Origin of the sequence: Brucella cytisi, assembly GCF_038433355.1 — a bacterium.
Classification (GTDB): domain Bacteria; phylum Pseudomonadota; class Alphaproteobacteria; order Rhizobiales; family Rhizobiaceae; genus Brucella; species Brucella cytisi.
On sequence record NZ_JBCAUP010000001.1, the window covers coordinates 198,858 to 222,337 of the forward strand.

The following is a 23,480-nucleotide window of genomic DNA, read 5'->3' on the forward strand; positions in this document are numbered from 1 at the left end:
CCCGAGAATTGGGAACCGATTTTCGGCAAGATCATGCTCCGGCAAAGATACAGAGCAGGTAATTCGATATGGCCAAGGCTACGACGATCAAGATCAAGCTTTTGTCGACCGCTGACACCGGCTTCTTCTACGTAACGAAGAAGAACAGCCGCACGATGACGGAAAAGATGACAAAGACCAAGTACGACCCGATTGCGCGCAAGCACGTCGAGTTCAAGGAAACGAAGATCAAGTAATTCGTTTTCGGTCGTCATCGACAAGATGATTGAGATAAAAAGCCGTCTCTTAGGAGACGGCTTTTTTGCTTCCAGCTTCGTGGGCCCTTCAGGCAGCCGAAGAGACAATGCGATTGCGACCACCTTTCTTTGCCTGATAGAGCGCAGCATCTGCCCTCGAGAAAAGAGCGTCAGCGCTATCCCCCATCAGCCTCAGCCCTGCAACGCCCATGCTTATGGTCAAGTTGACCTTGTGCTTGCCGTTGGCGACGGCAAAGGGCGTGTCTGACACAGCAACCCGGATTCGCTCGGCAACAGCCTTCGCAGCCTCCACGTCGCTATCCGGCAGAACGACGACAAACTCCTCTCCGCCATAGCGACACATCAGATCCATCCCACGGATATTCTTGCGCAGACGCGTCGCAAATTCTCGAAGAACATCGTCACCAGCATCATGTCCGTATTGGTCGTTGATCCGTTTGAAGTGATCGAAGTCGAGCATGATGACTGACAATGGCCGCTCGCGCCCCATGGCGCGGGTCAGCAGGACAGGCATATGTGTATCGAGATAGCGGCGGTTGTGCAGCCCTGTGAGACTATCCGTCACCGCCATGGTGATCGTACGGTTCAGGCTCTGCCGCAGTAAATCGTTATAGCACTTCCGTTTGATCTGGGTTCGCAAGCGCGCAAACAGCTCCAGCTTCTCAAGCGGACGCATCAGATAGTCATTTACGCCAAGCTCCAGCGCACGCACCACGAGCGCGCCCTCATCTTCCCGAACAACGAGAATGATCGGCACCAGCCTTGTGCGTTCAATGGTTCGCAACTGCGAACAAAGGCGCAGCGGATCGTAATAAGTGAAGTTGGCTGAAACGACGATACTGTCGTAATCCGTATCTATCGCCCGGATCAAAGCCGTGCTGGCATCGCTGGCCACATCGATACGATAGGTCTCTCCAAGAATGAGACGAAGGCGTGCAGCCGCCAGTTCGTCCTCATCAACTATGAGAATGCGGGCGACCTCATCCTTGTCGGCATAATTCCCGCCCATCTTGCTTGCCAGCAGCGTTTCCACTTCCGCGTCCGCAACCGTGCCCGTTCGGTGGAAAAGCTCATCAGAGACCAGTTTCAGCCGCGCCAGGCTCTTCACACGCGACAATAACTGAAGATCGCTGACGGGCTTTGACAGAAAGTCGTCGGCGCCAGCTTCAAGGCCGCGAATCTTGTCATCGACACCATCGAGCGACGTCACCATGACAACAGGAATATTGGACGTACGTGGATCATCTTTCAATCGATGACACACTTCAAAACCGTCCATCTCCGGCATCAATATATCTAGAAGAACGACGTCAATCTGGCCGCCCAGACAAAGCTCAATGGCTTCAGGACCGCTATAAGCCGTAATAACCTCATAATATTCGGAGAGGAGCCTGGCCTCGAGGAGCTTTACATTGGAATCCACATCGTCAACGACGAGAATTCGTGCAGTCATGATGCCCCTCGCCCTGATTTTCGCTAAGCGTCGCCCAAATAGGATTTGATTGTTTCTATGAAGCGCGGCACCGATATCGGCTTGGATATATAGGCTTCACAGCCGCCCTGCCGAATACGCTCCTCATCGCCCTTCATTGCAAAAGCCGTCACGGCAATAACCGGAATGTGTCGCAACTCGTCATCGTCTTTCAGCCATTTTGTGACTTCCAGTCCCGACACCTCGGGAAGCTGTATGTCCATGAGAATCAGATCAGGTCGATGTTCACGCGCAAGATCAAGCGCCTCAAGCCCGTTTCTCGTCCGGATGGTCTCATATCCGCTGGCTTCGATAAGATCGCGAAACAACTTCATATTGAGTTCGTTGTCTTCGACGATCATCACGCTTTTCGGCATCGAAAATTCCTTGGTCTTATTCCCTGCAGCAACCCGGCATTTGCTCGATTTTCTTATCCGCCAGAGAGTCCCCACTTCTTAGACTGCGGGTAGTTTAACCTCATTTCATTGATGAAAGGCAAATAATTCCATTGTTCCTCGACTGAGCGACCGTTACACATTCGGCAAAGCAACAGAAAAAGCGGAGAAACCACATGAAAACGCTGATGAGCCAGGCGGATGCGGAAGCGATCGCCATTGAAGCGTTGGCGTGGTTGGCTCAGGACAAGGACCTGCTGCCTCGCTTCCTCGCCCTGACAGGCATTGAAGCTGCGTCGATCCGGCAGGCAGCACGTGAACCTGGCTTTCTGGCGGGTGTATTACAATTTTTTCTGACACATGAGCCGACGCTGCTGCGCTACTGCGAAGAGGCTGGCCGTGATCCGGCAACAATTGAGAAAGCCTTGTCATATCTGCCCGGCGGGCTGAACCAGCACCTTTAGCAAAGACTTCGATCCGCAAATTAAAAGCCCGGCATTGCCGGGCTTCTTGGTAATTATTCAGCAGCGGGATTTGCCGCAGAAACCTCGGCTTCGTTCGAAACCGACAATACGTTCAACTCGTGCTGCTTGCCATCGCGTGCCGTCCAGGAAATCGACTGGCCGGGCGCAAGACCAATCAGCGCAGTGCCGATAGGCGTGAGAATCGAAATTTTGCCCTGCGCGATATCCGCTTCGCCCGGATATACCAGTGTCACCCGACGCTCCTGCCCGTCATTGGAGCGAAACTCCACAGTAGAGCCCATGTGAATCACATTCTGCGGCAAACGCTTCGCAGGAACGACTTTCGCGCGGTCAAGTTCAACCATCAACTCCTCGGCGATCTCCTCGAGACGTTCCGAAACGTTTGTGGCCAGCCCCATCAGACGCTCATAGTCGATTTCGCTAACAACGATATTGGGCTTCTTGCGATTCTTTCCGCTCATGGCGAGTGCTCACTGCTGTTGAAAGGTAATAAGTCTCCGTGCTGTTTCTGCACGAAGCCGTTCAGATTGATTTTAATGAAAGCGCTTATTTGAAATCCGCTTTTGGACAAGCGGCGTACCGTCCCCCGGAGTTCCCCTGCGCTAGGCAGAACTCGAGGGTAGCTATCCCGTGATCGGATAAACCCGATGAAATATGGATGCAAAACGGTTGTTCATATTGCTAAACTTGGTGATATTCCCGGCAATGTCAAGTGTAAGACCAACCGGGATGATATATCCCCATGGCACTTCAGCCTTTCGATGCTATAAAAGGATGTTCCTTTTATGTTCATCAGACGGTTCGTCCTCATGGCTGAAACCATTGCACCTAACGGTTCGGAAAAAGGTGTATGCCGCGACTGCCTTGCGCCGCAAAAATCGCACACTGGCAGACGATGCCATGCATGCGGCAGCCCTCGCCTTCTCCGTCACAGCGAGCTTTATAAGCTCTCTCTGGCGCATGTTGATTGTGATGCGTTTTACGCCTCGGTCGAAAAACGCGACAATCCGGAACTTCGGGACAAACCGCTCATTATCGGCGGCGGAAAACGCGGCGTGGTATCGACGGCCTGCTATCTCGCCCGCATTCATGGCGTGCGGTCTGCCATGCCCATGTTCAAGGCACTGGAAGCATGTCCTGACGCCGTCGTCGTTAAGCCCAACATGGAAAAGTATGTTCGCGTCGGTCGTGAAGTGCGGCAAATGATGCGTGACCTGACGCCCCTCGTCGAACCTCTTTCCATCGATGAGGCTTTTCTGGATCTGAGCGGCACAGAACGCTTGCATAAGGCTCCACCCGCAATCGTTCTCGCAAGTTTCGCCAAGCGCTTAGAGGATGAGATAGGCATTTCCGCCTCGATCGGACTGTCCTATTGCAAGTTTCTGGCCAAGGTTGCATCAGATATCGAAAAGCCGCGCGGTTTTTCCGTTATCGGTGAAGCAGAAGCCCTGACGTTTCTGCGAGATCGATCCGTCAGCACGATCTGGGGAGTAGGCAAAGCTTTCGCAGCCAAACTGGAAAGTGACGGAATCAGGTCGATCGGCCAACTCCAGACGATGGAAGAAGGTGCACTTATGAAGGCGTATGGCACTATGGGGCAGCGTCTTTACCGTTTGTCACGAGGACAGGACAGCCGCAAGGTCGAGCCAGACCATGATATGAAAAGCGTTTCGGCAGAAACAACCTTCAACAATGACTTGTCGGATGCCAACGATCTCGTTCCTGTTCTTCGGGCGCTCGCCGAAAAGGTCTCGCGGCGACTGAAAGCAAGTGAAATAGCCGGGCGTACTGTCGTTTTGAAGCTGAAAACACACGACTTCAAATCGCGTACGCGCAATCGGCAGCTTTCTGATCCCACCCAGCTCGCGGATAGAATCTTCCGCCACGGATTGCAGCTTCTTGAAAAAGAACTGGATGGAACACGATTTAGATTGCTAGGGATTGGGGTTAGCGAGCTTTCTTCAAGTGATCGCGCCGATCCGCCCGATCTAGTAGACACTCAGGCCACCAAACGCGCCGTCGCCGAAAATGCCATCGACAAGTTGCGAAACAAATTTGGATTAAGTGTTGTTGAAACCGGCTATACCTTCTCCAAGGGCAATCTGGCACGTCCGCAAATGCCGCCAGACCGAGACGACCAACCGTGAACCTACAAGGCGCGAAGAAACCTATGTAGAAATTTTCTACATTTGGCTCTAACGGCTTGACGAGACCTATCTGTATCAATATTGGAACGGACCAAGGCGCGACCAACTGATTTGGCAACCGCCTTACGGAAGGCCTCGTGGCGGAGTGGTTACGCAGAGGACTGCAAATCCTTGCACCCCGGTTCGATTCCGGGCGAGGCCTCCAATGTTTCCCAGAATCATCAGCAACGCATTGAATTGACACATCTTATTTTTAAGGTGTGGCAACATGTTCACCCGGTGTTCCGCCACACCTTTGCGGGTGTGGCAGTTCGTTCCTTATTTCACTCCCTTTCCACATGATTTCACTCCCCAAAGATTCTCTGTTGACTCTAACTTCGGGTGAGAACATTTTAGGAACATCGGAAGGCGGACCGATAACCTCACAGACACGCTAGGTGGCGTGTGTGTCTGCTTCACTGGAGCAGAACAATGAACGCGGTTGCGCAGGAAAATGAATACGAAGACGAAATTGAACTGGTTCTCGCCTATCACAAGGGCGATGTGCGGGCTGCGATAGAATCACTCCTCAAGGATCAGGATTTTCTCGTCAAAGAGATCGAGTACGCCAGTTTGGCTATGTCGATGGGCTTTGCACGTGGCTGGAAGCCGACGATGTTCGTGAAATGAGTGGGAGATCGCGCGGTGAGCCGCCAAAGACGCTCATCAATAAGGAATACCCGTTCCAGGTGGTGCTGTTCATGACTGAATGGCACCGAACGAACCTTATTCAAATGCTGCATGACCGTGAACGGCTAGGCGGATATCGACTGTGGGGCGGCGTTCGGCACAACATTACGCTGTTTGAAATAGCTAGGTTCAATACCGAAGAAGGCCAGCAAGAGTTCATCCAGCTATATGGCGGCGTTCCCTATGATCCAACGGACAAGAAATCCAAGCCGTGGGAGACGTACTTTGACTGATTAAACCGCGTTCACCATACCTGACCGAAATGGCGGTATCGACCCGGATATGCGCAGTTTGGAATTACGAAGATGCCGAGGTGAGAATGGCCGCTTACAAAAACGACAACGCCCACGTAGCAAAAGCTGGAAGTCTGTTCGTGCATCTCTGCGATTCAAACGGCTGCAAGGAATGGGGCTCGTTCGGATACAAGACGTCGTACGGCCAGCTATGGTTCTGTCGCGCCCATAAACAGGAAGGCGAGGACGCGATGACTGGCAAAAAGAAATAGGCGCCCGTAAAGGGCGCCCGTTGGAATTACCTGCCCGACTTGCATCCCTTGCCGGTACGGCAGTGACTTTCAGTTGGCTTCCAACTAGCCATCGCGGAAGCAGTCGAGGCGCCAGCCAGTAAAATGGCCATGGCGATAATTGCGTATTTCATTTTGCCCTCCAATCAAGCCTTCCCTTTTGGAAGGCAGGGAGAAATTCAATCAAAAGGGGCGAAGATGAAATACGGCATCTGTCGTAGATCGGTACGGCTGGACGGCACAAACAAGCGTCTGCCCCGCCTTAACGGGGCAAACCATCCACCTTAAAAACGAAAGCTCTTGCCCGTCCCTGGCAAACCAACGCGATTCTGTTTGCCCGAGCCACCTGCCACAACTGGGCCGGATGCTTGGTCTTGCTTGATGGTCTGCTTGACGGTCGATAGAGCAGGCGCGGACGCGAATGCTGTCCCCGACACCATGAATACGCCTACGGCCGCTATTGCTAAGATCTTCATATGCCCTCCTCTGCTGGCTACACCAGCAATTCGCCTGAAACACAGATGGGACCGTGCAGGCGAAGTGCACGATCTGCAAACACACGGCGGCAGAATCAGGTGAAGCGCTATACGGCAAATGCCGTATTTCGGCATGACTGGACGGCGGAAATAAGCGCGCTATTCTCTCCCCAACGAGGAGGTGCGCATGTGCAATCTGTACAATATCACCACGACACATGAGGCCATGCGCCGCCTGTTCAAGAAATTCTCGGACCTGACCAACCGCGTCGATCCGCAGATGGATATCTTCCCCGACTATCCGGCCCCGGTATTGCGAAACATCAAAGGCGACGAGCCAGAGCTCGCAATGCTCCGCTGGGGGATGCCGACACCTCCGATGTATGTGAAGGGCGAAGCTGACAGCGGGGTTACGAATATCCGCAATCTCACCTCGCCTCACTGGAGGCGCTGGCAGGGCGCTGAAAGCCGCTGCGTTGTTCCAGCCACCTCATTCTCGGAATACGGGCAAGAACCAGGCCCGAAGACCAAACGAAAGCCGCTTCACTGGTTCGCTCTCAATGAGGAGAAGCCGCTTTTCGCATTCGCTGGCATCTAGACAAGCTGGAAAGGCGTGAGGAAGAAGAAGGAAGGGCCGGTAGAGGTCGATATCTTCGGGTTTCTGACAACAGAGCCGAATGCCGTGGTAAAGCCAGTTCACCCGAAGGCAATGCCGGTTATCCTCCGCACTACGGAGAAAACCGACACGTGGCTACGTGCTCCATGGGATGAAGCCAAGGAGATGCAGCAGCCCCTGCCCGATGCGGATCTTATCGACCTCACGCCAAGCATTGACAATAAGGAAGAGCAGGCAAGTTTGTTCTAGGAAGGATGGATTGAAAGGGCCGATTTTAATTATTTTGCAACTACTTATACTCTATTGATTAAGCATAGAATTCAGTCATTGGTTGTTTACCATCGGTTTTAATGCGGCTGCAACGAATGCGAGGATAGGTTGTGCACAGTTCAGCAACGAACGGGGCCAATTTGAAGGGGCAAACACATGATGAAAATTTTCTCGCGTTTCCGCAATGATGAATCTGGTGCAACCGCTATTGAGTACGGCTTGATTGCCGCTTTGATCGCCGTTGCGATCATCACCGCAGTTACCACGCTTGGTAGCGACATCTCCGATACCTTCGACAAGATTTCGAAGGCGATCACCGGTACCGGTACTGGCACGTAAGGTTTTTGAGCTGAGAGGAGGCTTCGGTTGCTCCTGAGCCTCCAAACTAGGCCGCCCCTCGAAAGATGGGCGGCTCTTTTTTGTCCGCATCCAGCTCAGGGCGATCAATGATGTGTCTCGCGGTATATTTGTCGGAAATTCCGGAAAAGATCGGAATGAATAGTCGACTGGTCCAATATCGTCTCCGTATGTTCTGAGAAACTTTCTTCCTGCTCGTGCATTAACCAATATCAATCGACTTAACGCCGTAACGGCTTTTACTTTGGTTCAGCACTGGAGGGAGGCTGGCTATGCCGCTTTTTAGCGAAGCGAGCCGTATTTATACGCTCGAAGAAGTAAACTTCTTAAGACGGGTCCATAGTGACGCCGCTAAACTGCTCAGAACAAGCGACCGTGAATACGCGGAAATTGATCTCTCGAGCACAATTATTATGCTCTACGAAAGCGGCCTTCGCGACCTTGGCTACATCACCGAACTGGCTGCTCGGTTGGCTCATCAAAAATATCAATTCCGCCATCCGCACGACAGTTTCCCGGCTGCCAATTCGAATATGGAAGCAGCCAACAAAGACTAGATTACGGCGGGAACAAATCTGCGTCGACGGCGTTTCTCGCAATGCATCGATACCACCTCGCGTCAGCGCAATTCTGTCACCACTAGAATCGTCGCGGACGCAGCCCTGCCTAGCTTGTCCCTAAGGCAGGGCATTCTTTTTTGGGAGGCCTGCATGCCTTGGGAGCAACCAGTGGACGTTGAGCTGTACGGTGTTGGGAAATACCGTGTCGTGCCTGATACGCAAACAGCAACGAAGTGCTTGGTAAACGATTGGCCCAAAGACGCCCATGGCCCGGAATACGAAGAAGCCTTGCAGGCTTGCCTGGCCGATATGGAAGGCTTACCAAATACCGCCAGAGAGTCGTTCGTCAAGGCCGCCGAAGCAGCTGGACTGACTATACGGCCTAACCAATGGAATTGAGATCGTTCGGGAGGAGACACTCGAACGATAGCGCTGGCAAGGACATGCACCTCATTTGCCAAGCGCGGCCCCGACGCCTGCCGAAAGCGTCGGGGCTTTACTTTTTGTCTCGTCTGAATAAAATTTTGACCGCAGGCATATGACACCTTCCATCTAGCCCCGCGCGATCACGCTGCGGGGCTTTTTTTGTCATACCTTCTTATCTTGCGCCAACACGGCTAGCACCTGATCAAGCCTCTTGTTCGTTTCCTTCAGGCCCTCGCGGGTCTCATCCCGCATTTCCTTCATGCCATCCCGCAACTGCTTGACGTGATCATCCAGATCCACACGACGTACATATTCGTCGCGAACGCGATTAACCCGCTCGTGTAATTGATCGTCCCCAGCTTTTATCGCCTCGGCCAACCGGTCATCGCCGTTCTTAATGGACGCGGACAAGGATCTGAATGCCGTGAGGAGCGCGCCACCGAAAAAGGTCGCCAGACCGAGCGCTGTACCAATCAACCATTGCAAGTCGGCATTCATTGAAGCCCCCTCTTCAATTCATCATAAAAGCCCGCGCATCTGTCCGTCCGGTCGTTTTGCCGATCGAGCGCTTCACGCTCACGTTTCAGGATCGACAGTTTTTCCTGCCCCTCGACAAGCGGCGCATGCGATTCTTTGCGGCGGCAGTCGTCGGGATAGTCTGGCAGGTTTGTTCCTGCAGCCGCTATACCCTGAGTTTCGGCGGCGGCGATCAGCTTCCGGTCAGCGGCGCAGGAACTCAATATCGTCGTTATCAAGCAGGCAAGCGCGGCCCGCCTCAGCAAGCTTGCGTTCATAGTCGGCGATCTCCTGTTCGGTTTTCACAGTCCGGGCAGCTTCGGCAGCCCAGACATTGCGGACCTGTTTCTGATAGGCAGCAGTCACGAACTCGCTGACTTTTAGCTGGCGCTGCAGCTCATCCCGCTCGGCGCGAGCTGCAGCAAGCTCGAATTGCGGTACGAGCCCTTTCTTCGCTTGCCCCTCGAACAGGAAGCCCACTGCCGGCAAATCCTTGAGAACCGGCACGCCATTGAAGTAGATCGAGCCAATCGCAATGCCAGCGACAACGCCCAGCCCGATCTTGATGTAGTCGAGAAGCCCGAACATCAACCCAGCCCCGCAAGGCAAAGCTCCAGTTCGCCGATGCGCTGAGCATCACCGTATTCACGGCGCTTTTTCAGGCCCTCGATCACCTTGCCGCCGGCGCGATTGTAAAGCGTCATCGCATGGCAGGCGTCTCGCCATTTGCGTTCGGTCATGCGCCGTGCCGCAGTTGACTTGCAGGCAGCGCCTATCCCGACATTGTAGGAAAGGTCGAGCATGGATGCCTGGACACTGATCGGAGCGAGATCGAAGGTCACAATGCATTTCTGCAAGGGCTTGCGGAAATCATTCTCCAGCCGCGTTTCCAGCATTTTGAGACATTGCGCGTCGGTGTACCTGTCGCCGGGTTTCACGCCCTTGGTTTCGCCAGCGCAGACCGTCCAGACACGGCCCAGCCTGTCATAATAGGCTTTGTTCTCGACGCCCTCCCACGGAACAGTGAGATAGGCGGCAGTCATTGCAACAAGACCAAGTCCGGACGCGAGCACGCCCTTTGCACGTTTACTCATTTTGAGGAATCCTTTTGGGAAATGATGCGCGCCATGAACGCCGCGATCGTCACGACGAACATCAAAAGGCGAAACCATCGGTCGGGGATGAGGGATGTGTCAGCCAAGTAGGGCAACACGGCTTCGAGGCCGGTCAGAATACCAGCCGCGATCAGCAGACGGATGCTCCACGCATAGCGAATCACCCACCTCCAGTCGGAGACGAGTTTCATACGAACCTCGATATTTTGAATTTTGAACTATTATGTCCGCTGGCTATTATCGTCAGCGGGAGGGGACGCCATGCACTGGTATTACTGGGTCGAAGGCGCGTTAGCTTTGGCGCTTCTGGTCATCATCATCTGGATGATCTGGAGAGAGAAAAGCAGGTGACGCGGTCACGCAGCGAAAGTAGCATCAACCTGTTCGACGGTCGTAATGGCTCCGGCCTCTATGCAGTCCAGAACCTGCGCTTCAGTGGCGAAGCAACTCGATACATGAGCAAGCACCGCATCGCTGATCGCGACAACAGCACTGGCATCGAGCGGAACGAACTCCCCGCCGGATCCTTTCCACGCTGTCGTGTAATTCAGGTTTTCCTCGATCGGCTGCATTTTGCCGCCGGTTTCGTGGAATGCCGTTGCGAGCACATAAGCGGTCTGCCCGTCAGGCAGGCCTCGGCGCTCAGCTTCAGCCAGAATTGCCGACGTGCCGTCGACCTGCGCCTGGCTCAAGCGCCCGCCAAAAGGCGCGCGCCTCGCATACGCGAAGAACGTTGTTTTGTTCATGGGGATGTCCTGAAATTTAACGATAAGAGGTTCTTGAAACCGCCGACGCGATCACTAAATCGAAGCCGTCATTCCAACACACTTCGTTCGATCAAATGGAGGTTTCGATGAGCGACCGTTTGTTTGACAGTCCAATTTTTGTGAAGGACGGAAAATTTCTGATAAGGGAGATTGCAGGCCCGATTGACGCAATCGATTTTCTTTATGAATGGCCAAAGGATGATCGTGACATCATCTATGAAGTGGCATGGAGCGCCTGTTGTGACGCTCACAGCGGGCAGAAACCGCTAATCGTGGCGCAAAACGCCTTCGAAGGCTTCGCTCGAAAACGCAACATTCTCGAAAAACCTGGAGCTGCTATGCCGTGGATGACGTCTCCCCCCCCCGGGTGGCGGACGCGTTCAGGTATGAGGCAGCACCATGCACTGGTATTTTCTAATTGAGGGCACGATCCTCGTTGCTTTGCTCTGTGTCATAACTGTGCTTTTCTGGGACACCAGACGGCGGCAATAGTTTTAAACCCCGGCTCGTTCCGGGGTTTTCTTAATCGTCGACATCTTTATACTGGCATTGCGCAACGTTCTTACTAGCCATGTGCGAAGTTGCGTAGAGCCCCGGTAGCCGCACGTTGCCGGGGTTTTCTTTTGCCATAAGCTACGGTAACCATTCAACGCTCACGGAAGGGCTTAAAAACCCTGTGTCCTTTGGTGAGCAGCCCCGGTTCAGTCGTTCCACTGGCTGGGGTTTACTTTTTCAGTTTCGATATGGCTCGTTCCCCAGCGCAATCAGCCATACCCACACTTCCTTTCGGCATAAAAAACCGCCCTGAAGGCGGCGCTTTGTGTCGAGTAAACGATATCGTTTATGCGGTGGCGAGAAGTTGTCCCCCCCCCCTCTCTTCTCCAAATAAATCAGTCGCCATTTGCACCAACAGCGGCCACAGCTCATGATCTGAACGGAAGGTGTTCGCCGTCAGGAAGATTTGACGGGTTCGGAACGGCTGGGTTGCCATTGCGGCGTCAACCTGTTCCGCCTCTGCTTCGGTCAAGCGTTCCCAAAGTGTGACAGCAGGAAGGATTGTGACTGGATCGGCGACCGGTGGCATATATTCAACCACATCTCCGTTTTCCCAACGACGCAAACCGGAAAACTCAACAAACTCCGCGTGCTGCTCATCTGTTATCGCAATGGCGTCGTCCGGGATAATGCAGTTCGGATTTCGTTGGTAACCGATGACGGGGGCGGCAGGGAACGGATTTTCCTCTGTCGGTTCCGGCGCTTCTCCAAATACGGGCACCTCGCGCAAACCCAGAAGGCCCTCGCTGTAGAAGGCTACAGGGAAACCGTCTTCGTTAAACTTTGCATACTGCTTCATGTCGTTACCTTCCGAATGCAACCCAGCAAGTGATGACCGTCTGGTTTATTGCGCTTGTGGCAAAGGAGACTTGTGAGTTGCTCGAGCCGGGCGCATAGAAAACCCACGTGTTTGTGCGAACGTTGGAGTTCGTCCAATCACCGTTAATGCCAATGGCCGTCTGGATACCTACCGGGAACGTTGTGTTGAGCGGTATCGTGAGAAGCGTCGATGATGACGTTGCGGCCTGAGTGCGGCCCCATTGAACAATCGATCCACCGGGCAAGGTAAAAAACACTTGCCCTGTTCCGCCGATTTCCGTCCAATCACCCCAAACCCCGGCGGCGTCATCAGCCCGCCATTGGCATACGAGCCGGAAAATTCTAATTCCCGGCGGTCCAATCTTGGGGCTCAGTGCATCGTCGTGACGGACTCTACCAAAATTTGGAGGAAGTTTCGGGTCTCAGGTCACGAGATCAGCTAATTATCGATGTGTAAGAGCACCAAATACCGCGGGAAAAAATCAAGCAACCATTGAAAAAATTGACGTATTTATAGTATGATTGATTTGATGAATCGGGCGGGACATACATTATACTGGGCAGGAGAGCCAGCCATGTCGCCGAAGCTTAAAGCTGCCCTTATGGGTGCAATCATCGCAGTTGTTGTCGGCTTTGCCGCGTCGCAAGGACTGATCAGCCAACAGACAGCAGAAGACATAAAAACCAAGACAAATGAAGTCCTTGCAGAAGAACCTGCACCAGTACCTCAACAACCTGCTCCCGCGCCTGCCGAAGCTTCTCAACCGCAAGAAAACGATACGCCGGCACAATAAGGCTCAAAGCGACTTCAACCCGTTGCTTCCGTCGGCATCGAAACCCGGATCAACTCGTACGAAGCGACCAAAGAAGCGTCCGGTCGGAACTGTCGGTACAAAGATTGGCTCTGCGGGATAATCGTGGCCACAGTTTGCTTTGCTTGACCGAGGCCATATTAATCAGCGTCCGACCGTCTTGCGTCTGGGTACACAGAACTGCAGTTCGGCAAACGAGATATCCTGTTCAAGTCAACGGCAACAATCTTATCCGCCACGGCATCGACTTGACCACCTTGGTGTGCGGACCAACGTCTATCAGTTCAGCATGAATGCCACTGCGGAAGCCATCGTTGACACTAACGCCAGAGCATCTCTCCTAGCTTCAGCAAAAGCGGGCGATATGGAACCAAAGATAGGTCACAAGTACGGGGTTACCAGCAGGCGCTTAGATTACCCCTCAAAATTCGACTTTTATCTCGTATGGTAAGTCCAGTGTAGTGTAAATTTCGTTCGTTTTAGTGCGGAAGAGCTCAATTGAATGGGAGAAGTTATCCGTCTCGCACCTTTACGGCGGGTCCCACAATAGTGAGACGTTACAAGAACTTTTCCCAGAATCAAACGACGGCTGAAACTAAGAGTTACGATGATTTCATACGGCGTGCTCACCAAACTTGATCATATCAAGTTGGTCTTCTCGACAGGTCACCCAACCTTCGGTGACCTCTCGAAGGGATCGTGAACCGACGCTCCCCCACACGAGCGACTGGCCATTATTGACCATCGATACTGCCCAATATTTGTAACATACCGAATTGTTATCGAATCAGCTGAACAAACATGTGGGCGCAGACCGCGATTACAAAGACTGCGGCGAAGCCGGATTCGAGACGAAAATACCAAGGCATTGCCACTCTCCAATCATGGTTAACAGATAGCTAACCAACGCACGAAGAACGATTTGGTTCAAAATGCTTCAGCAAGAATGAATATCGTCGCCAGTTCAAGGGCACATCTTAGATTCAGGGCTATCTATCCGTTTTGAATTGAGATGATACAAACGAGCTCGCATGGAGAGATTGTGATTGTTCAGCGAATGTATTGACCAACAGCACAATGCCTGCACTCTCAAGCGCTTGGTTACGTCCGTCATTTCGACAAATTCGTTAAATCGTTAGCCCGCCCTTACACCGCAATCAATAAAGAGCCAAGGTCCCGTCACACACCACAGTACATAGCGCCAGAAACTTCGTTCTTAATGCAGTAAAAGATGAGCAACTTCATGAGATGAAGCGGCTCCCTGGCCGGATTATTTTTATTAATCGAACCTTTGATAAAGGTATTATTGATCAATTATTTATAGACTTTTTTTAATCAAACAGAACACCAAATGTCACCCATTCCGCCGCCCGAATCAATGCCTCTTGACTGCAATCAAAAATGAGAACAAAATAGGAACATCTGTGGAGAACAGGAGAAACTTATGAACGCTCTTGTCCAAAGCTATGACGCCGAAATCGAGGAAGTTCTCGCTTATCACGACGGAGACGTGCACGCGGCCATCAGAACTTTCTGATAGCGTCCATCGACCTGTAGCACGTTGCCAGATCGGGCCGTCTTGTTCTCATTATTATCGCTTTGAAGCAGATCGCCTCCTCCAAGCACGATAGCCTCTCCACTCGGCGGAGTTCTGGCTACAAGATCCTCGATCGCGTGGCCAATGACTTTTTCGCCGATTTCCAGATCCCAGTTGATGCCGGTCTCTTTGCCCCAAGAGAAAAGGCCGAGATGCAAATCAGCTAACGGTGTCAGCGTCAGGAGGTCAGTGTTTGCAACGGTCGGCGCGGGCTGCGGCTTCGCTGCTGGCTGCCAGTCTTCGAATGCGGCCTTGAGGGTTTCGGCGATATCCACTGCCGACGGTTCCTCGCGGGTTTTAACCCACTGTTGCATAATCCGACCTTGAGCATCGACAAGTGCGGAGACGCCCTTAACCGAATGCCCGTCCGGAACATTAAACTGCTCGCCAAGGTCGGGACGCTGCTGGATGAATTCACGAACGACGTCGCCGTCTTCATTTGTAATAGCGGTGGTCTTTGTAAGCCGAAATCCCGGCAAAACAGGGCTCGTACCCAACAGCCCAACCTCAGCCGCCCGCTTAATACTGTCGTGGAATGCCGACTTCTTTATGCCTAGAGCCGCAGCAGCCTTAACCAGCGCGCCGTGCTCGCGGTAGGCCTCGGCACGCCGCTGGAGTTCTTCGTGTGAAAGGCGCGCACCCGCGCCCTGTCTGTCATGGGACATACAGTCTCCTCGTGTTTGGTTGGTAGCCGTGGTGAGCGGCGCAAAAGGAAGGATGGAATGCCTCGATAAATGTGGTGTTAATGGAGGGGCCGAGATGCGCACAATACTTTCGTCTTAGAGACGAATTACGCGGGGTTGTGTTTCATTGAACTGCTATCAATACGGGAGGCTAAGATGGCAGATATTCAAATAACATGCATAAATAAAACGCCGCGTAACAACCCTCGTGAGGGTATTACTCATTTAGGAAATTCGTCCTGAAAATGGACGCGGCAGCAGGTTATTGCTTGGATCGAGGCGGGAGCGCATACATTTTACACATCATCTGGCGGGAACAGGTCAAACGTTGGCGTGGTGGATGGTCGCAACGGTAACCACTTAAGGACCCATGCAAACGGGTACTATAACGACAATCTTTTGGCTCTGCCTGAGTGCAGATAAAAGCAGGCGCCCTTCGAGGCGCCTTTCTTTTATGTTCTCGCCCGCGGCTTTAACAGAACACCTTCACACTTAATCTAAATCAAGGCCACGTCGGTCATCATGAAGTAGGAATAACCTTCACAATCGCGAAGGAACCTGCCGTGGCTGCCCAAGAACTCATCGAAGAAGTTGCGACTGCGATCGAACAGTCCGGATGGGAAGACGTCGATGTTCTTCAAATGAACGAAGTCATGGCGATTGCCGCCATAAAAACTGTCTACGCCACCCTTATTGAGCACGCTCGGCAAGCCAACGACGAAAGCATAATTCGCTGGCTTGCCGCGAGCCCAATCGGAACTACAATTGTCCAAAACTAGGTCGGCTCCACTTTCGTATGTCCTTTCCCGCGTCGTCGTCCTCGTCGCCACGAGATATTGCCGCCGCACTGCCCACCAGCTAAAAGCGCGCATGATTTCATTTCCTTTGTGGGTTGCCGCCCTCGTCTATATGTCAATCTATTGGCCGATTACCGTGATGATAGCGGCGGCCATAGTCATGACTGCTTTCATGGGAACGAATAGCACCGGGTGGAGAGTAGCCTGGAGTGTTCTGGCATTCCTGATCGTGGCGCCGGTCATCTGGTTCTACACGCTTTCATAAAGGCCCCCCCTTCTAAGCGGGCAGTCTGTAGCGGCCCGATGGCCGCCTATGTTCTCGTGCGCGCCGTCCTCGTCGCCATGATGTTATCAATCCGTTCTGTGAGCCCGTCGATGCGGTGCGCCACACTTTCGATGGCCCGCATGATCTGGGACGTCTGCTCCTGCATGCCTGCCTTCGTGGCGAACGTCTCAGCCGCGCGCAGCTTGTAGTCGGAAAGCTCCTGCAGCGTCAGGCTGGCAAGAGCCGTTGCAGCGTCCGCTTTCGCAGCGTTGCGCGTTTCGGCTTTCGCGATCTGGCTTTCGACGTATTTCCAGAGGCCGAACAGAAAGCCCATCAGCATTACGATAAAGCCGACAACGGCCATGATTTCAGCGTCGGTCATCAGGTGGTTTCCTTAGATTAGACATAAATATCGCTCCTACTGCTTGAAATTAGGCTGCAACACCAATTCAGAGACCTGCCGATGATTGGCATCCGACACTCTGCATGCATGGCACTTCGAATTCTATGCATCGCGCTGCCCATCGTCGTGGCACTAACGGCCCTGACTTTGATCATATCGTTCGACGATGATCGGAACGTCGTTCAAACAGCTGGAGTAGCCGGCGCGACTGAACCGACCGAGAACTAGCCCTCACGGTCGCACCCCGCAAAGCTTTTCAAGTTTCGTGTTTTCCGCGAGGATCTGACGCTTCGTACCGTCGGTCAGGCTGTCCTCGACGCTCGGGCGGATGGGCCGGGCTACGTCGCAGTAGCTACCGAGACAGAGCAGCGTCAACATCATCGCCGCCAAGCTTGCTGGTTTCATCTTCGATTTTCCTTGCTTTGTTGGCGGCTTTCAGTCGATCGGCGGTTGCGCTTGTGGCGTTGTCCGCCCTGCCTTTGAGGTAAGCACCCGCCAGAATTGCAAGGGCCGCAGCGACAGCCACGGCCCAGCCTGTGATCCTGGAGCGCAGGAATAAGAGCCAGGTCATGTCGGCACTCCTGTCAAAATCAGCACGCGCTGCTGCCCTGTGAGCGGCAGCAGATAGCCGTCGCGGGTCTCGACGGCATCGCATACCATGAGCTTTGCATGGTCCCACTGCTGCGAGTCGTTATCGATCCGCACCGTGGCCGTTCCCGCGTCGCTGTCATATTCAATGGCAATTCTTGTGAGGCTCACGCCGCTGCCCTCTTCAGTTCCAGCCTGCCGCTCTTCCTGAGCCAGAAGCCCGCGCCTGCTGCGACCAGCAGAAGCGCGACAGTTGCAAATGCCCATTGATTTGAAACTGCGCCAATCAGCCCGGTAACGAGCGTGCCGCCTGTGCCGGCCACGATTGTCTGCACCGTCTTGTCATGAAGCAGAGGCACATCATCAGGCTCGGCGTCTTCTGACTTGGCGGGCTTCATCTCACGGGCAGCTACGAGGCTGTCGAGGAAGTTGCGATAATAGCCGGCGATGAGGCTTGCCTTGTCGCTGCCGTTGACGATAGCGCGGGCGCCTACCCATAGCCAAACTCATGATCGTGCCATTAGGCATTGACGAATGCTGTACCAACATTTCCTGGCGTTTTGTTGTAATTCCAGATCATGAGATTATTCGGAACAGTCCACGAATGGGACCGTTCCAAGGTGGCGTTAGACTGCCCAGTAACGAGGATGAATATGGAGCGATCTTCAATCCGGGAGATGACATTCTGCGCACTTTCGGAGAATGACATTAGCCCCATTTGCCCGGGGCCAGTAAAAACAGGGACTTGGTCGGCATCTCCCTTCAGCTGAGCAAAAGACAGTACATTACCACTCCCCAAGAGTTCAATAAGCGTCGTTGTCTGCGCGGTCACCCGTTCACCGTCAGGCAGATAGCGTGCCCGATAAGGCTCATTGGTCAGGCTCGTGCCAGTCCACGGCACCGTCAGCGTCAACGACGTATTGCTGTTCACGCTTGCGATTATTGCCGTCAGGTTCTGGATATAGAGCGTGTCACCCGGTCGAAAAGCCGCCGTCGTGAACATGGTTCCCGTACCAGTTACGGTCGTGGAACCATTGGCAAGCGTAATCGTCCCGGTCACGTAGTCGGGCAAAACAGCCATGAGTTTACCTCCCCGCGCTGTAAACGCGGTTCTTTCCGTTTAGATTTGGATGAAGATCAGCGTTTCCAGACGAGCGCCTGAACGGTGCCAATGACATTGTGAACGGAGGTTATTCCGCTGCTGTTCAGAACTTCCAACTTCACGGCATAGACGTTGTTTCCAGCAACTGAGCTGAAATCAACATTGCTGCCCGAAAGCGCAAATGTCACTGATCCGTTTGTCGCCGTTGCGGTATTGGAAATGATTTCCTTGCCGGTCGTATTGTTGACGATGGACAGCTTGAGTGTGACCGTGCCGCCCCCAGCGCCTGTGCCGAACGTCAAGGACAGGTTGGCACCGGCAATAATCTTGTTGCCGACCGGATTTGCAACAACGAGTGCCGCGACAGGTCCGGCGGAGGTGTTGACCTGCTGATTGAACGGAGCCGACGAAGCTTCAGTCACCGCGCCAAAGTCGATGTTTGTGGTGCCAAAAACCGCATTATTGATCACGGCATTCTGTATTTGCGCCCACTGTATCGAAACATTCACGATCTTCGCCCAGGCACCGTTCCCCAAAACCGTGCTGGAATTCATGGAGCGACAGAATGAGTTGCTGCCCACGGGTGAAATCGTTGTGAAGCCGAACGGCAAATACTGGGAAGTGGTCGACGCTATTGCGGGCGCAGCAAATGTCAACACGCCGGAGGCGAGCAACGACAATGTGCCGGCATCAAACTATGGTCGCGTATCTGCCGGGCTGGCTGAATTATTGGACGACGATATTCCGTTTTAGGAAGTTCCGCATCGCGCGCTTGGGCGGGGCTTAGGGACGCGCGATGCGAGTGCATTCCTAGGAGGAGTGCACCGCCAAGATAGGGTTACATTAGCGATTGACGAAATAACGGAATGTGACGGTTGCCAACATTTGTCATTGCAACCGCAAGAAATAGAAAAGCCCGCTTCGCGATTGGGAGGAGGAGCGAAGCGGGCCGATCTGAAAAGCGCGACTGGGAGGAGGAGTTGCCGCGCTCAAGGTCCAGTTTCTAGGAGGAGGATGAAACTGAACGAGGCGTAAATAGGTGCACCACCCGTGCGTTGCAAGGGTAGAAATTGCATAGCTGATATGCAGGGAAAATAAAACCGCCCGGCAGCGGACGGTGCGCGCCTGGGCGGTCTAACTCCCTCCCAAGAGTTGGGCGAATATACATAAACATTTGCCGTATGCAACAGTTAAAACCAAGTATTAATTACACTAAAACAGTAGGATTAAGTTTATCAAAATAAACCAATCCATTAACGGGATGCGCCGTGCGGCGTGTTAACTTACCAAAACCAACCACCAAAACACGAGGAGATACCATGCAGAATAAAGCTGACAACACGAAAGCACAGAACTATCTGGCCTATGACGTCACGGTACTGGAACGGGAATTTGCCGACTTGGTTGCGGCATACCCGGAACTGGCAGATGATGACGAACGTAAGCGCTATTTTCGATGCACCTAGACGGCTTCTTCAGAGGTAATCGCGCTCGGATGCTAGCGGTACCTAGCTTTATTGGGTAATTGTCTTGGAGAAGTTGAATGACAAAAGGTCGCCGATGTCGGTCGCTTCGCCCCGCTGCGGCAATTCAGTGAGCACGTGCCGCAGCCAGATCAGAGGGTCGACGCCACAGGCGCGGCATGTCAGCATCAAACTATAGATCACTGCGCTGGCCCTGGCTCCGTCAGCAGTGCCGCTGAACAGCCACGATTTTCTTCCGGTCGCAAAAACTCTGATGTCACGTTCCAGAATATTGTTATCGATCGGCATCCTGCCGTCGCTGGTGTAACGCGTCAGGTAATCCCATTGGTTCATCGCATCGATATCGATGCCATCGAGGATCCAATGCAGCTGCTCTGTCGTCAGCGTCACCACCGCAGTCTCCCGGCGGGGCCATCGGAACCTGTCTTCCGTCAATTTCGTCAGGACCATCACAAACCCGGACCGATCAAAGAACAAAAGCTTCACCGGTCACGCCGACGATTGCAGAAGGCAAACACCGATGGAGCAAACGGGTCTAGCTCCATCACCTCTTGCACCGGGACCGCAAGGCTGTTGATGCCCGCGCGGAAGTCGATCGGCTCCTGATGGAGTTAGACCTTCAGATCAGCGTCCAGTCTGAACATGACTCAACGCTCCTATGATTGCCGCCAGACCATCGACATCGCTGCATTCCACCGTCACGTTGACCCCGTTCGGCAGCATCGCGCTCAGCTTGGCCGTACAAGACAGCCTCTTGATGCTTTTATCCAAGCTGCTGCGCTGCACTGGCAGGCTCCCACCGGGGCAGACCTGAACCTATCCGCTGGCTGTGCAAGGAATGCGCCGACATCGCCGAGCATATCCGGCACCGCAAGAGGCTCGACCCTTACGAACTGCGGGCCCTTGATACCGGCGTTGAGGCGGTTGGTTCATATCTGCAAGAGTTGGGAAAGACCGACCTTAAGGAAATGGACGAGCTCGAGGCCAGGCAACTGGCGAAAGCCGCATGGGAAGGTTGCGGGCGGGGAATGCGGGAAGCTTTGAAGGAGGCGCCGTTTTGAAACCCAGCTTTAGCCAGTCGCCGGCGGCTCGATAGATGGCATCTTCTTGAGTAACGTATCGTTGTATGTGACGCCACCCTGTCCATGATGAACTTTGCGATGGCAGGTTGGGCAAAGCGCAATCACATAGCTGGGGTCATCAGGGCCGCCGTCGCTCACTCGACGGATATGATGAGGTTCCAGGTAAGGTTGCCCGTTGACGCGCAGAAAGGGCGCTGGGCACCCGCAGCCCTCACAATGACCGTAGGCACGAGCTAGCACGTAATCCCGAACGTGTCGGCTTCTTTCATAGATGGTTCGGCTTGATGTCTCACCCTCTCGGCTGCCGGCGGCCTCTTTTGCAAGGCGCCGCATGGCAGCCAAGTCAAGGGTGGGGTCGGGTTGATCATCATCGACGGTTTCTACAATATTCTCGAGATTTCTAAGTTCGAAGATTATGGCCTTGCGCATATCATTGTTGCGATCGGGCGACTGTCCCCATCGCCAACTCTCGCAGATAAAGCTGCCCAGGAAGATCAGATCTTTGCCTTTCCCGAGGCTTTCAAAAAGGAGTAGATCCTTGCCCAACATAGCATGGTCGCGAATTGCTTTATTGCCGCGGACCATTTCCATGTCGCCGACTTGACCTTCACCATAATAGTCAAAACGTCCATCGGGCAGGTGTTGGTCTTCATAGCCGTAATGACTGCCAGCCTTGCCGGTGATGATAATTACAACGTATGGTTGGATGGAGTAACGATGCCACCCTGTTGCTGGCCAGCAAACTGACCGTGAATGTCTTTCCGCCTGTTATAATGTCCGCCTACGACAAAGCCCCAAGTCATGCTTACCCCCGCGTTGAAAGCCAGGGCTAAGCACTACAATATCATAGCGAAGTGTTCCAGACCGTCAGCAGGCCTGGCGTCGCTCTTCTAGCGAGTTAAGCAAATCGCTCAGTTCCTTGGCATCGCGGTAGTTCATTCCTACCGCCTGCCGTTCGCCCATCTCGACTGGCTTTTGAACTTTCTGATCAACCACTGACCAGGTGTCGTTAATTCCGTTTGACGCTTTGTATCGTCCGCCGATGTACCGCCCACCCTTCAATGTTGATCTGCTCATCCCAGTCCTTTCAAGGTTCGAATCGATTGAATTCTATGATTACAGACATGGTTAACACATCGCAAGTTGCTGCCGTCGCAACCGACCCCATGCTTGACATTGCGCTGTCCTAGACACAGACGACGAGGTGCAGAAGAAGCAGGCCGGCCTCATTACCAAGGCGCTATTCAAGGAAGGTTTCCTGGCAAAAGTCGAGGAGCGCGATCCGATACCGCGGAAAACGACGTCGTTTGTGAGAGCGGTTCGGCTTTCCTCAATAATGAGCTTGAGGGCGCAGAAGACGCTGATTGCAAGACGGAACTTTACGGCGAGCTTTGCGGCATCGGTATCTGACAGTTCAGCGGCTTGTTTGGATCGAACGTACAGATCATCGAAGTTTCCGGCCGCAATCTCGGCAACGGGCCGATATGCGAATCCCAGCGATTGAGTTGTGCGTATCGCTGCGTCGTATCGCTCCCACTCCGGCTTATTATCGTTGCCTGAAGCCATGGCCGAGCAAAGTCGTTCGGTCGCATCGTGCACGCCTTGAGCTTTCTCAAGCGCCTCTTTGTGGTTCTTCGTTTTAAGGCTAACTTTTATGAAGGTGCGCTTATCGTGCTGAGCCACTTCCACCGGCACGCGACGGTAATAGCGATATATACCGCTCGGCTGACGTTGGGCGTATTTTGTGATATCGGCTGACAATCGCAAACACCCGCTCTGTAACCCGTTTTGTAGCCGAGAATATAACCCAAACGGACCAAGGATCGTATACAAGTTAAAGCGACTTAATATAAGTGATTGATTTTGCTGAGCTAAATTTTTGATTTTTGTAACCCAAAAATCAAAGTGGCTCCCCGGGCCGGATTCGAACCAGCGACCAACCGGTTAACAGCCGGTTGCTCTACCGCTGAGCTACCGGGGAACAGGTGCTCGTCGTGTCAGCGAGGTGGCGTATAGCAAAAGGATTTCGCGTTTGCAAAGGGCTAAATCCATTTTTTTTCATCTTTTTGCATTATGGGACAAAAACCCTATATTCTCTGGGACGTTTTCATCCTGTGAATTGTAACATATCAGCCTAAGAGATGCGCCTGTGAGTGACGAATACGCCGAAACGCCCCGGAAAA

The 23,480-nt window shown here is 53.3% G+C and carries 38 protein-coding genes, 2 tRNA genes and 5 pseudogenes; 18 read left to right on the forward strand and 27 right to left on the reverse strand.

Features of this window, described 5'->3' with window-relative positions:
- Positions 1-68 precede the first annotated feature (68 nt).
- Positions 69-236 (forward strand): 50S ribosomal protein L33, encoded by a 168-nt coding sequence (rpmG, locus tag AAE521_RS00885; RefSeq protein ID WP_002966024.1) that lies wholly within the window; start codon positions 69-71, stop codon positions 234-236.
- Between the two features lie 88 nt (positions 237-324).
- On the opposite strand, the gene AAE521_RS00890 is transcribed toward rpmG, so the two are convergent.
- Both AAE521_RS00890 and AAE521_RS00895 read right to left on the reverse strand, forming a co-directional pair.
- Positions 325-1,710 carry a PleD family two-component system response regulator gene (locus AAE521_RS00890; protein ID WP_342060262.1) on the reverse strand — a complete coding sequence of 462 codons (1,386 nt, stop codon included), beginning with the start codon at positions 1,708-1,710 and terminating at the stop codon, positions 325-327.
- A 23-nt stretch (positions 1,711-1,733) separates the two neighbouring features.
- Complete coding sequence (locus AAE521_RS00895) at positions 1,734-2,105, reverse strand: response regulator (protein ID WP_010658876.1); 372 nt, start codon at positions 2,103-2,105, stop codon at positions 1,734-1,736.
- 194 nt (positions 2,106-2,299) lie between these two features.
- Here AAE521_RS00895 and AAE521_RS00900 point away from each other — a divergent pair, with 194 nt between their 5' ends.
- On the forward strand, positions 2,300-2,587 hold the full coding sequence (locus AAE521_RS00900) for a DUF3572 domain-containing protein (protein ID WP_071634054.1): 288 nt from the start codon (positions 2,300-2,302) through the stop codon (positions 2,585-2,587).
- A gap of 53 nt (positions 2,588-2,640) precedes the next feature.
- Here the strand turns inward: AAE521_RS00900 and rnk are convergent, their stop codons facing one another.
- Complete coding sequence (gene rnk, locus AAE521_RS00905) at positions 2,641-3,069, reverse strand: nucleoside diphosphate kinase regulator (RefSeq protein ID WP_010658878.1); 429 nt, start codon at positions 3,067-3,069, stop codon at positions 2,641-2,643.
- Positions 3,070-3,417: 348 nt separating this feature from the next.
- Between rnk and AAE521_RS00910 the strand changes: the two genes are divergently transcribed.
- The 5 genes from AAE521_RS00910 to AAE521_RS00930 all read left to right on the forward strand — a co-directional run bounded on the left by AAE521_RS00910 (position 3,418) and on the right by AAE521_RS00930 (position 5,989).
- Complete coding sequence (locus AAE521_RS00910; protein ID WP_342060390.1) at positions 3,418-4,755, forward strand: DNA polymerase IV; 1,338 nt, start codon at positions 3,418-3,420, stop codon at positions 4,753-4,755.
- A 131-nt stretch (positions 4,756-4,886) separates the two neighbouring features.
- A tRNA-Cys gene (locus AAE521_RS00915) sits at positions 4,887-4,960 on the forward strand.
- A 266-nt stretch (positions 4,961-5,226) separates the two neighbouring features.
- Entirely contained in the window at positions 5,227-5,424 is a 198-nt protein-coding gene (locus AAE521_RS00920) for a CUE domain-containing protein (RefSeq protein ID WP_071634053.1), read from the forward strand.
- Positions 5,421-5,717, forward strand: a complete 297-nt coding sequence (locus tag AAE521_RS00925; RefSeq protein ID WP_071634052.1) for a hypothetical protein — start codon at positions 5,421-5,423, stop codon at positions 5,715-5,717. Before AAE521_RS00920 ends, AAE521_RS00925 begins: the two co-directional genes overlap by 4 nt.
- An 86-nt stretch (positions 5,718-5,803) precedes the next feature.
- Positions 5,804-5,989 (forward strand): hypothetical protein, encoded by a 186-nt coding sequence (locus tag AAE521_RS00930; protein WP_342060263.1) that lies wholly within the window; start codon positions 5,804-5,806, stop codon positions 5,987-5,989.
- Between the two features lie 302 nt (positions 5,990-6,291).
- On the opposite strand, the gene AAE521_RS00935 is transcribed toward AAE521_RS00930, so the two are convergent.
- Positions 6,292-6,483: a hypothetical protein gene (locus AAE521_RS00935; RefSeq protein WP_043062906.1), complete on the reverse strand. Its 192-nt coding sequence runs from the start codon at positions 6,481-6,483 to the stop codon at positions 6,292-6,294.
- A gap of 187 nt (positions 6,484-6,670) precedes the next feature.
- Between AAE521_RS00935 and AAE521_RS00940 the strand changes: the two are divergent.
- The 4 genes and pseudogenes from AAE521_RS00940 (at position 6,671) to AAE521_RS00955 (ending at position 8,685) form a co-directional block, all read left to right on the forward strand.
- Positions 6,671-7,348 (forward strand): annotated as a pseudogene (locus tag AAE521_RS00940) (SOS response-associated peptidase).
- A 177-nt stretch (positions 7,349-7,525) separates the two neighbouring features.
- Positions 7,526-7,708, forward strand: coding sequence for a Flp family type IVb pilin (locus AAE521_RS00945; protein ID WP_342060264.1), 183 nt, complete (start codon positions 7,526-7,528; stop codon positions 7,706-7,708).
- A gap of 290 nt (positions 7,709-7,998) precedes the next feature.
- Positions 7,999-8,283, forward strand: coding sequence for a hypothetical protein (locus AAE521_RS00950; RefSeq protein WP_342060265.1), 285 nt, complete (start codon positions 7,999-8,001; stop codon positions 8,281-8,283).
- 171 nt (positions 8,284-8,454) lie between these two features.
- Positions 8,455-8,685, forward strand: coding sequence for a DUF982 domain-containing protein (locus AAE521_RS00955; protein WP_235817762.1), 231 nt, complete (start codon positions 8,455-8,457; stop codon positions 8,683-8,685).
- Positions 8,686-8,874: 189 nt separating this feature from the next.
- On the opposite strand, the gene AAE521_RS00960 is transcribed toward AAE521_RS00955, so the two are convergent.
- The 6 genes from AAE521_RS00960 to AAE521_RS00985 form a co-directional block, all read right to left on the reverse strand.
- Complete coding sequence (locus tag AAE521_RS00960; protein ID WP_071634607.1) at positions 8,875-9,210, reverse strand: hypothetical protein; 336 nt, start codon at positions 9,208-9,210, stop codon at positions 8,875-8,877.
- Complete coding sequence (locus AAE521_RS00965) at positions 9,207-9,452, reverse strand: hypothetical protein (RefSeq protein WP_235817761.1); 246 nt, start codon at positions 9,450-9,452, stop codon at positions 9,207-9,209. Before AAE521_RS00965 ends, AAE521_RS00960 begins: the two co-directional genes overlap by 4 nt.
- The gene (locus tag AAE521_RS00970) at positions 9,433-9,816 is read right to left on the reverse strand and encodes a hypothetical protein (protein ID WP_071634605.1); all 384 of its coding nucleotides are present in this window, start codon (positions 9,814-9,816) and stop codon (positions 9,433-9,435) included. Before AAE521_RS00970 ends, AAE521_RS00965 begins: the two co-directional genes overlap by 20 nt.
- A complete protein-coding gene (locus AAE521_RS00975) occupies positions 9,816-10,322 on the reverse strand; it encodes a lysozyme (RefSeq protein WP_342060266.1) in 507 nt (168 codons plus the stop codon). Before AAE521_RS00975 ends, AAE521_RS00970 begins: the two co-directional genes overlap by 1 nt.
- On the reverse strand, positions 10,319-10,534 hold the full coding sequence (locus AAE521_RS00980) for a DUF7940 domain-containing protein (protein WP_071634601.1): 216 nt from the start codon (positions 10,532-10,534) through the stop codon (positions 10,319-10,321). Before AAE521_RS00980 ends, AAE521_RS00975 begins: the two co-directional genes overlap by 4 nt.
- A 165-nt stretch (positions 10,535-10,699) precedes the next feature.
- Positions 10,700-11,089, reverse strand: coding sequence for a DUF4376 domain-containing protein (locus AAE521_RS00985; protein ID WP_342060267.1), 390 nt, complete (start codon positions 11,087-11,089; stop codon positions 10,700-10,702).
- A 107-nt stretch (positions 11,090-11,196) separates the two neighbouring features.
- Between AAE521_RS00985 and AAE521_RS00990 the strand changes: the two genes are divergently transcribed.
- Positions 11,197-11,532, forward strand: coding sequence for a DUF982 domain-containing protein (locus AAE521_RS00990; protein ID WP_342060268.1), 336 nt, complete (start codon positions 11,197-11,199; stop codon positions 11,530-11,532).
- 419 nt (positions 11,533-11,951) lie between these two features.
- Here the strand turns inward: AAE521_RS00990 and AAE521_RS00995 are convergent, their stop codons facing one another.
- Both AAE521_RS00995 and AAE521_RS26705 read right to left on the reverse strand, forming a co-directional pair.
- Positions 11,952-12,464 (reverse strand): hypothetical protein, encoded by a 513-nt coding sequence (locus tag AAE521_RS00995; protein WP_342060269.1) that lies wholly within the window; start codon positions 12,462-12,464, stop codon positions 11,952-11,954.
- A gap of 4 nt (positions 12,465-12,468) precedes the next feature.
- A complete protein-coding gene (locus tag AAE521_RS26705) occupies positions 12,469-12,741 on the reverse strand; it encodes a gp53-like domain-containing protein (RefSeq protein WP_425286369.1) in 273 nt (90 codons plus the stop codon).
- 318 nt (positions 12,742-13,059) lie between these two features.
- Between AAE521_RS26705 and AAE521_RS01000 the strand changes: the two genes are divergently transcribed.
- Positions 13,060-13,278 carry a hypothetical protein gene (locus AAE521_RS01000; RefSeq protein ID WP_071634641.1) on the forward strand — a complete coding sequence of 73 codons (219 nt, stop codon included), beginning with the start codon at positions 13,060-13,062 and terminating at the stop codon, positions 13,276-13,278.
- A 1,515-nt stretch (positions 13,279-14,793) separates the two neighbouring features.
- Here AAE521_RS01000 and AAE521_RS01005 read toward each other — a convergent pair.
- Positions 14,794-15,558 (reverse strand): hypothetical protein, encoded by a 765-nt coding sequence (locus AAE521_RS01005; protein ID WP_342060270.1) that lies wholly within the window; start codon positions 15,556-15,558, stop codon positions 14,794-14,796.
- A 273-nt stretch (positions 15,559-15,831) separates the two neighbouring features.
- Between AAE521_RS01005 and AAE521_RS01010 the strand changes: the two are divergent.
- Positions 15,832-15,999, forward strand: a pseudogene (locus AAE521_RS01010) (DUF3892 domain-containing protein); the annotation flags it as partial.
- A gap of 74 nt (positions 16,000-16,073) precedes the next feature.
- On the opposite strand, the gene AAE521_RS01015 reads toward AAE521_RS01010, so the two are convergent.
- Positions 16,074-16,448, reverse strand: coding sequence for a hypothetical protein (locus tag AAE521_RS01015; RefSeq protein ID WP_342060271.1), 375 nt, complete (start codon positions 16,446-16,448; stop codon positions 16,074-16,076).
- On the opposite strand from AAE521_RS01015, the gene AAE521_RS01020 reads away from it, so the two are divergent.
- Positions 16,447-16,638 (forward strand): hypothetical protein, encoded by a 192-nt coding sequence (locus AAE521_RS01020; protein ID WP_342060272.1) that lies wholly within the window; start codon positions 16,447-16,449, stop codon positions 16,636-16,638. The genes AAE521_RS01015 and AAE521_RS01020 overlap by 2 nt on opposite strands.
- Positions 16,639-16,684: 46 nt before the next feature.
- Here AAE521_RS01020 and AAE521_RS01025 read toward each other — a convergent pair whose 3' ends face one another.
- The 6 genes from AAE521_RS01025 to AAE521_RS01050 all read right to left on the reverse strand — a co-directional run bounded on the left by AAE521_RS01025 (position 16,685) and on the right by AAE521_RS01050 (position 19,240).
- Positions 16,685-17,020, reverse strand: coding sequence for a hypothetical protein (locus tag AAE521_RS01025; RefSeq protein WP_342060273.1), 336 nt, complete (start codon positions 17,018-17,020; stop codon positions 16,685-16,687).
- Between the two features lie 373 nt (positions 17,021-17,393).
- Complete coding sequence (locus tag AAE521_RS01030) at positions 17,394-17,612, reverse strand: hypothetical protein (RefSeq protein WP_342060274.1); 219 nt, start codon at positions 17,610-17,612, stop codon at positions 17,394-17,396.
- Positions 17,609-17,800, reverse strand: a complete 192-nt coding sequence (locus AAE521_RS01035) for a hypothetical protein (RefSeq protein ID WP_342060275.1) — start codon at positions 17,798-17,800, stop codon at positions 17,609-17,611. Before AAE521_RS01035 ends, AAE521_RS01030 begins: the two co-directional genes overlap by 4 nt.
- Complete coding sequence (locus AAE521_RS01040) at positions 17,797-18,027, reverse strand: hypothetical protein (protein WP_342060276.1); 231 nt, start codon at positions 18,025-18,027, stop codon at positions 17,797-17,799. Before AAE521_RS01040 ends, AAE521_RS01035 begins: the two co-directional genes overlap by 4 nt.
- A gap of 122 nt (positions 18,028-18,149) precedes the next feature.
- On the reverse strand, positions 18,150-18,710 hold the full coding sequence (locus tag AAE521_RS01045) for a hypothetical protein (protein ID WP_342060277.1): 561 nt from the start codon (positions 18,708-18,710) through the stop codon (positions 18,150-18,152).
- A gap of 56 nt (positions 18,711-18,766) precedes the next feature.
- Positions 18,767-19,240 (reverse strand): hypothetical protein, encoded by a 474-nt coding sequence (locus AAE521_RS01050; RefSeq protein WP_342060278.1) that lies wholly within the window; start codon positions 19,238-19,240, stop codon positions 18,767-18,769.
- Between the two features lie 43 nt (positions 19,241-19,283).
- Here AAE521_RS01050 and AAE521_RS01055 point away from each other — a divergent pair, with 43 nt between their 5' ends.
- Together AAE521_RS01055 and AAE521_RS01060 are read left to right on the forward strand one after the other, a co-directional pair.
- Positions 19,284-19,484 (forward strand): hypothetical protein, encoded by a 201-nt coding sequence (locus tag AAE521_RS01055; RefSeq protein WP_342060279.1) that lies wholly within the window; start codon positions 19,284-19,286, stop codon positions 19,482-19,484.
- Between the two features lie 566 nt (positions 19,485-20,050).
- Positions 20,051-20,197, forward strand: coding sequence for a hypothetical protein (locus AAE521_RS01060; protein ID WP_342060280.1), 147 nt, complete (start codon positions 20,051-20,053; stop codon positions 20,195-20,197).
- A gap of 48 nt (positions 20,198-20,245) precedes the next feature.
- Here the strand turns inward: AAE521_RS01060 and AAE521_RS01065 are convergent.
- From AAE521_RS01065 to AAE521_RS01075, 3 pseudogenes are all read right to left on the reverse strand, one after another.
- Positions 20,246-20,545: pseudogene (locus AAE521_RS01065) on the reverse strand (IS66 family transposase); the annotation flags it as partial.
- 57 nt (positions 20,546-20,602) lie between these two features.
- Positions 20,603-20,772, reverse strand: a pseudogene (tnpB, locus tag AAE521_RS01070) (IS66 family insertion sequence element accessory protein TnpB); the annotation flags it as partial.
- Positions 20,773-20,839: 67 nt separating this feature from the next.
- Positions 20,840-21,010, reverse strand: a pseudogene (locus tag AAE521_RS01075) (IS66-like element accessory protein TnpA); the annotation flags it as partial.
- A gap of 65 nt (positions 21,011-21,075) precedes the next feature.
- On the opposite strand from AAE521_RS01075, the gene AAE521_RS01080 reads away from it, so the two are divergent.
- Entirely contained in the window at positions 21,076-21,276 is a 201-nt protein-coding gene (locus AAE521_RS01080; RefSeq protein WP_342060391.1) for a DUF6511 domain-containing protein, read from the forward strand.
- Between the two features lie 9 nt (positions 21,277-21,285).
- On the opposite strand, the gene AAE521_RS01085 is transcribed toward AAE521_RS01080, so the two are convergent.
- The 4 genes from AAE521_RS01085 to AAE521_RS01100 form a co-directional block, all read right to left on the reverse strand.
- On the reverse strand, positions 21,286-22,005 hold the full coding sequence (locus AAE521_RS01085; RefSeq protein ID WP_483073552.1) for an HNH endonuclease: 720 nt from the start codon (positions 22,003-22,005) through the stop codon (positions 21,286-21,288).
- Between the two features lie 159 nt (positions 22,006-22,164).
- A complete protein-coding gene (locus tag AAE521_RS01090; RefSeq protein WP_342060282.1) occupies positions 22,165-22,374 on the reverse strand; it encodes a hypothetical protein in 210 nt (69 codons plus the stop codon).
- 51 nt (positions 22,375-22,425) lie between these two features.
- Positions 22,426-23,058: a DUF6538 domain-containing protein gene (locus AAE521_RS01095; RefSeq protein ID WP_342060283.1), complete on the reverse strand. Its 633-nt coding sequence runs from the start codon at positions 23,056-23,058 to the stop codon at positions 22,426-22,428.
- 145 nt (positions 23,059-23,203) lie between these two features.
- Positions 23,204-23,278: transfer RNA gene (locus AAE521_RS01100), tRNA-Asn, on the reverse strand.
- Positions 23,279-23,480: the final 202 nt, after the last annotated feature.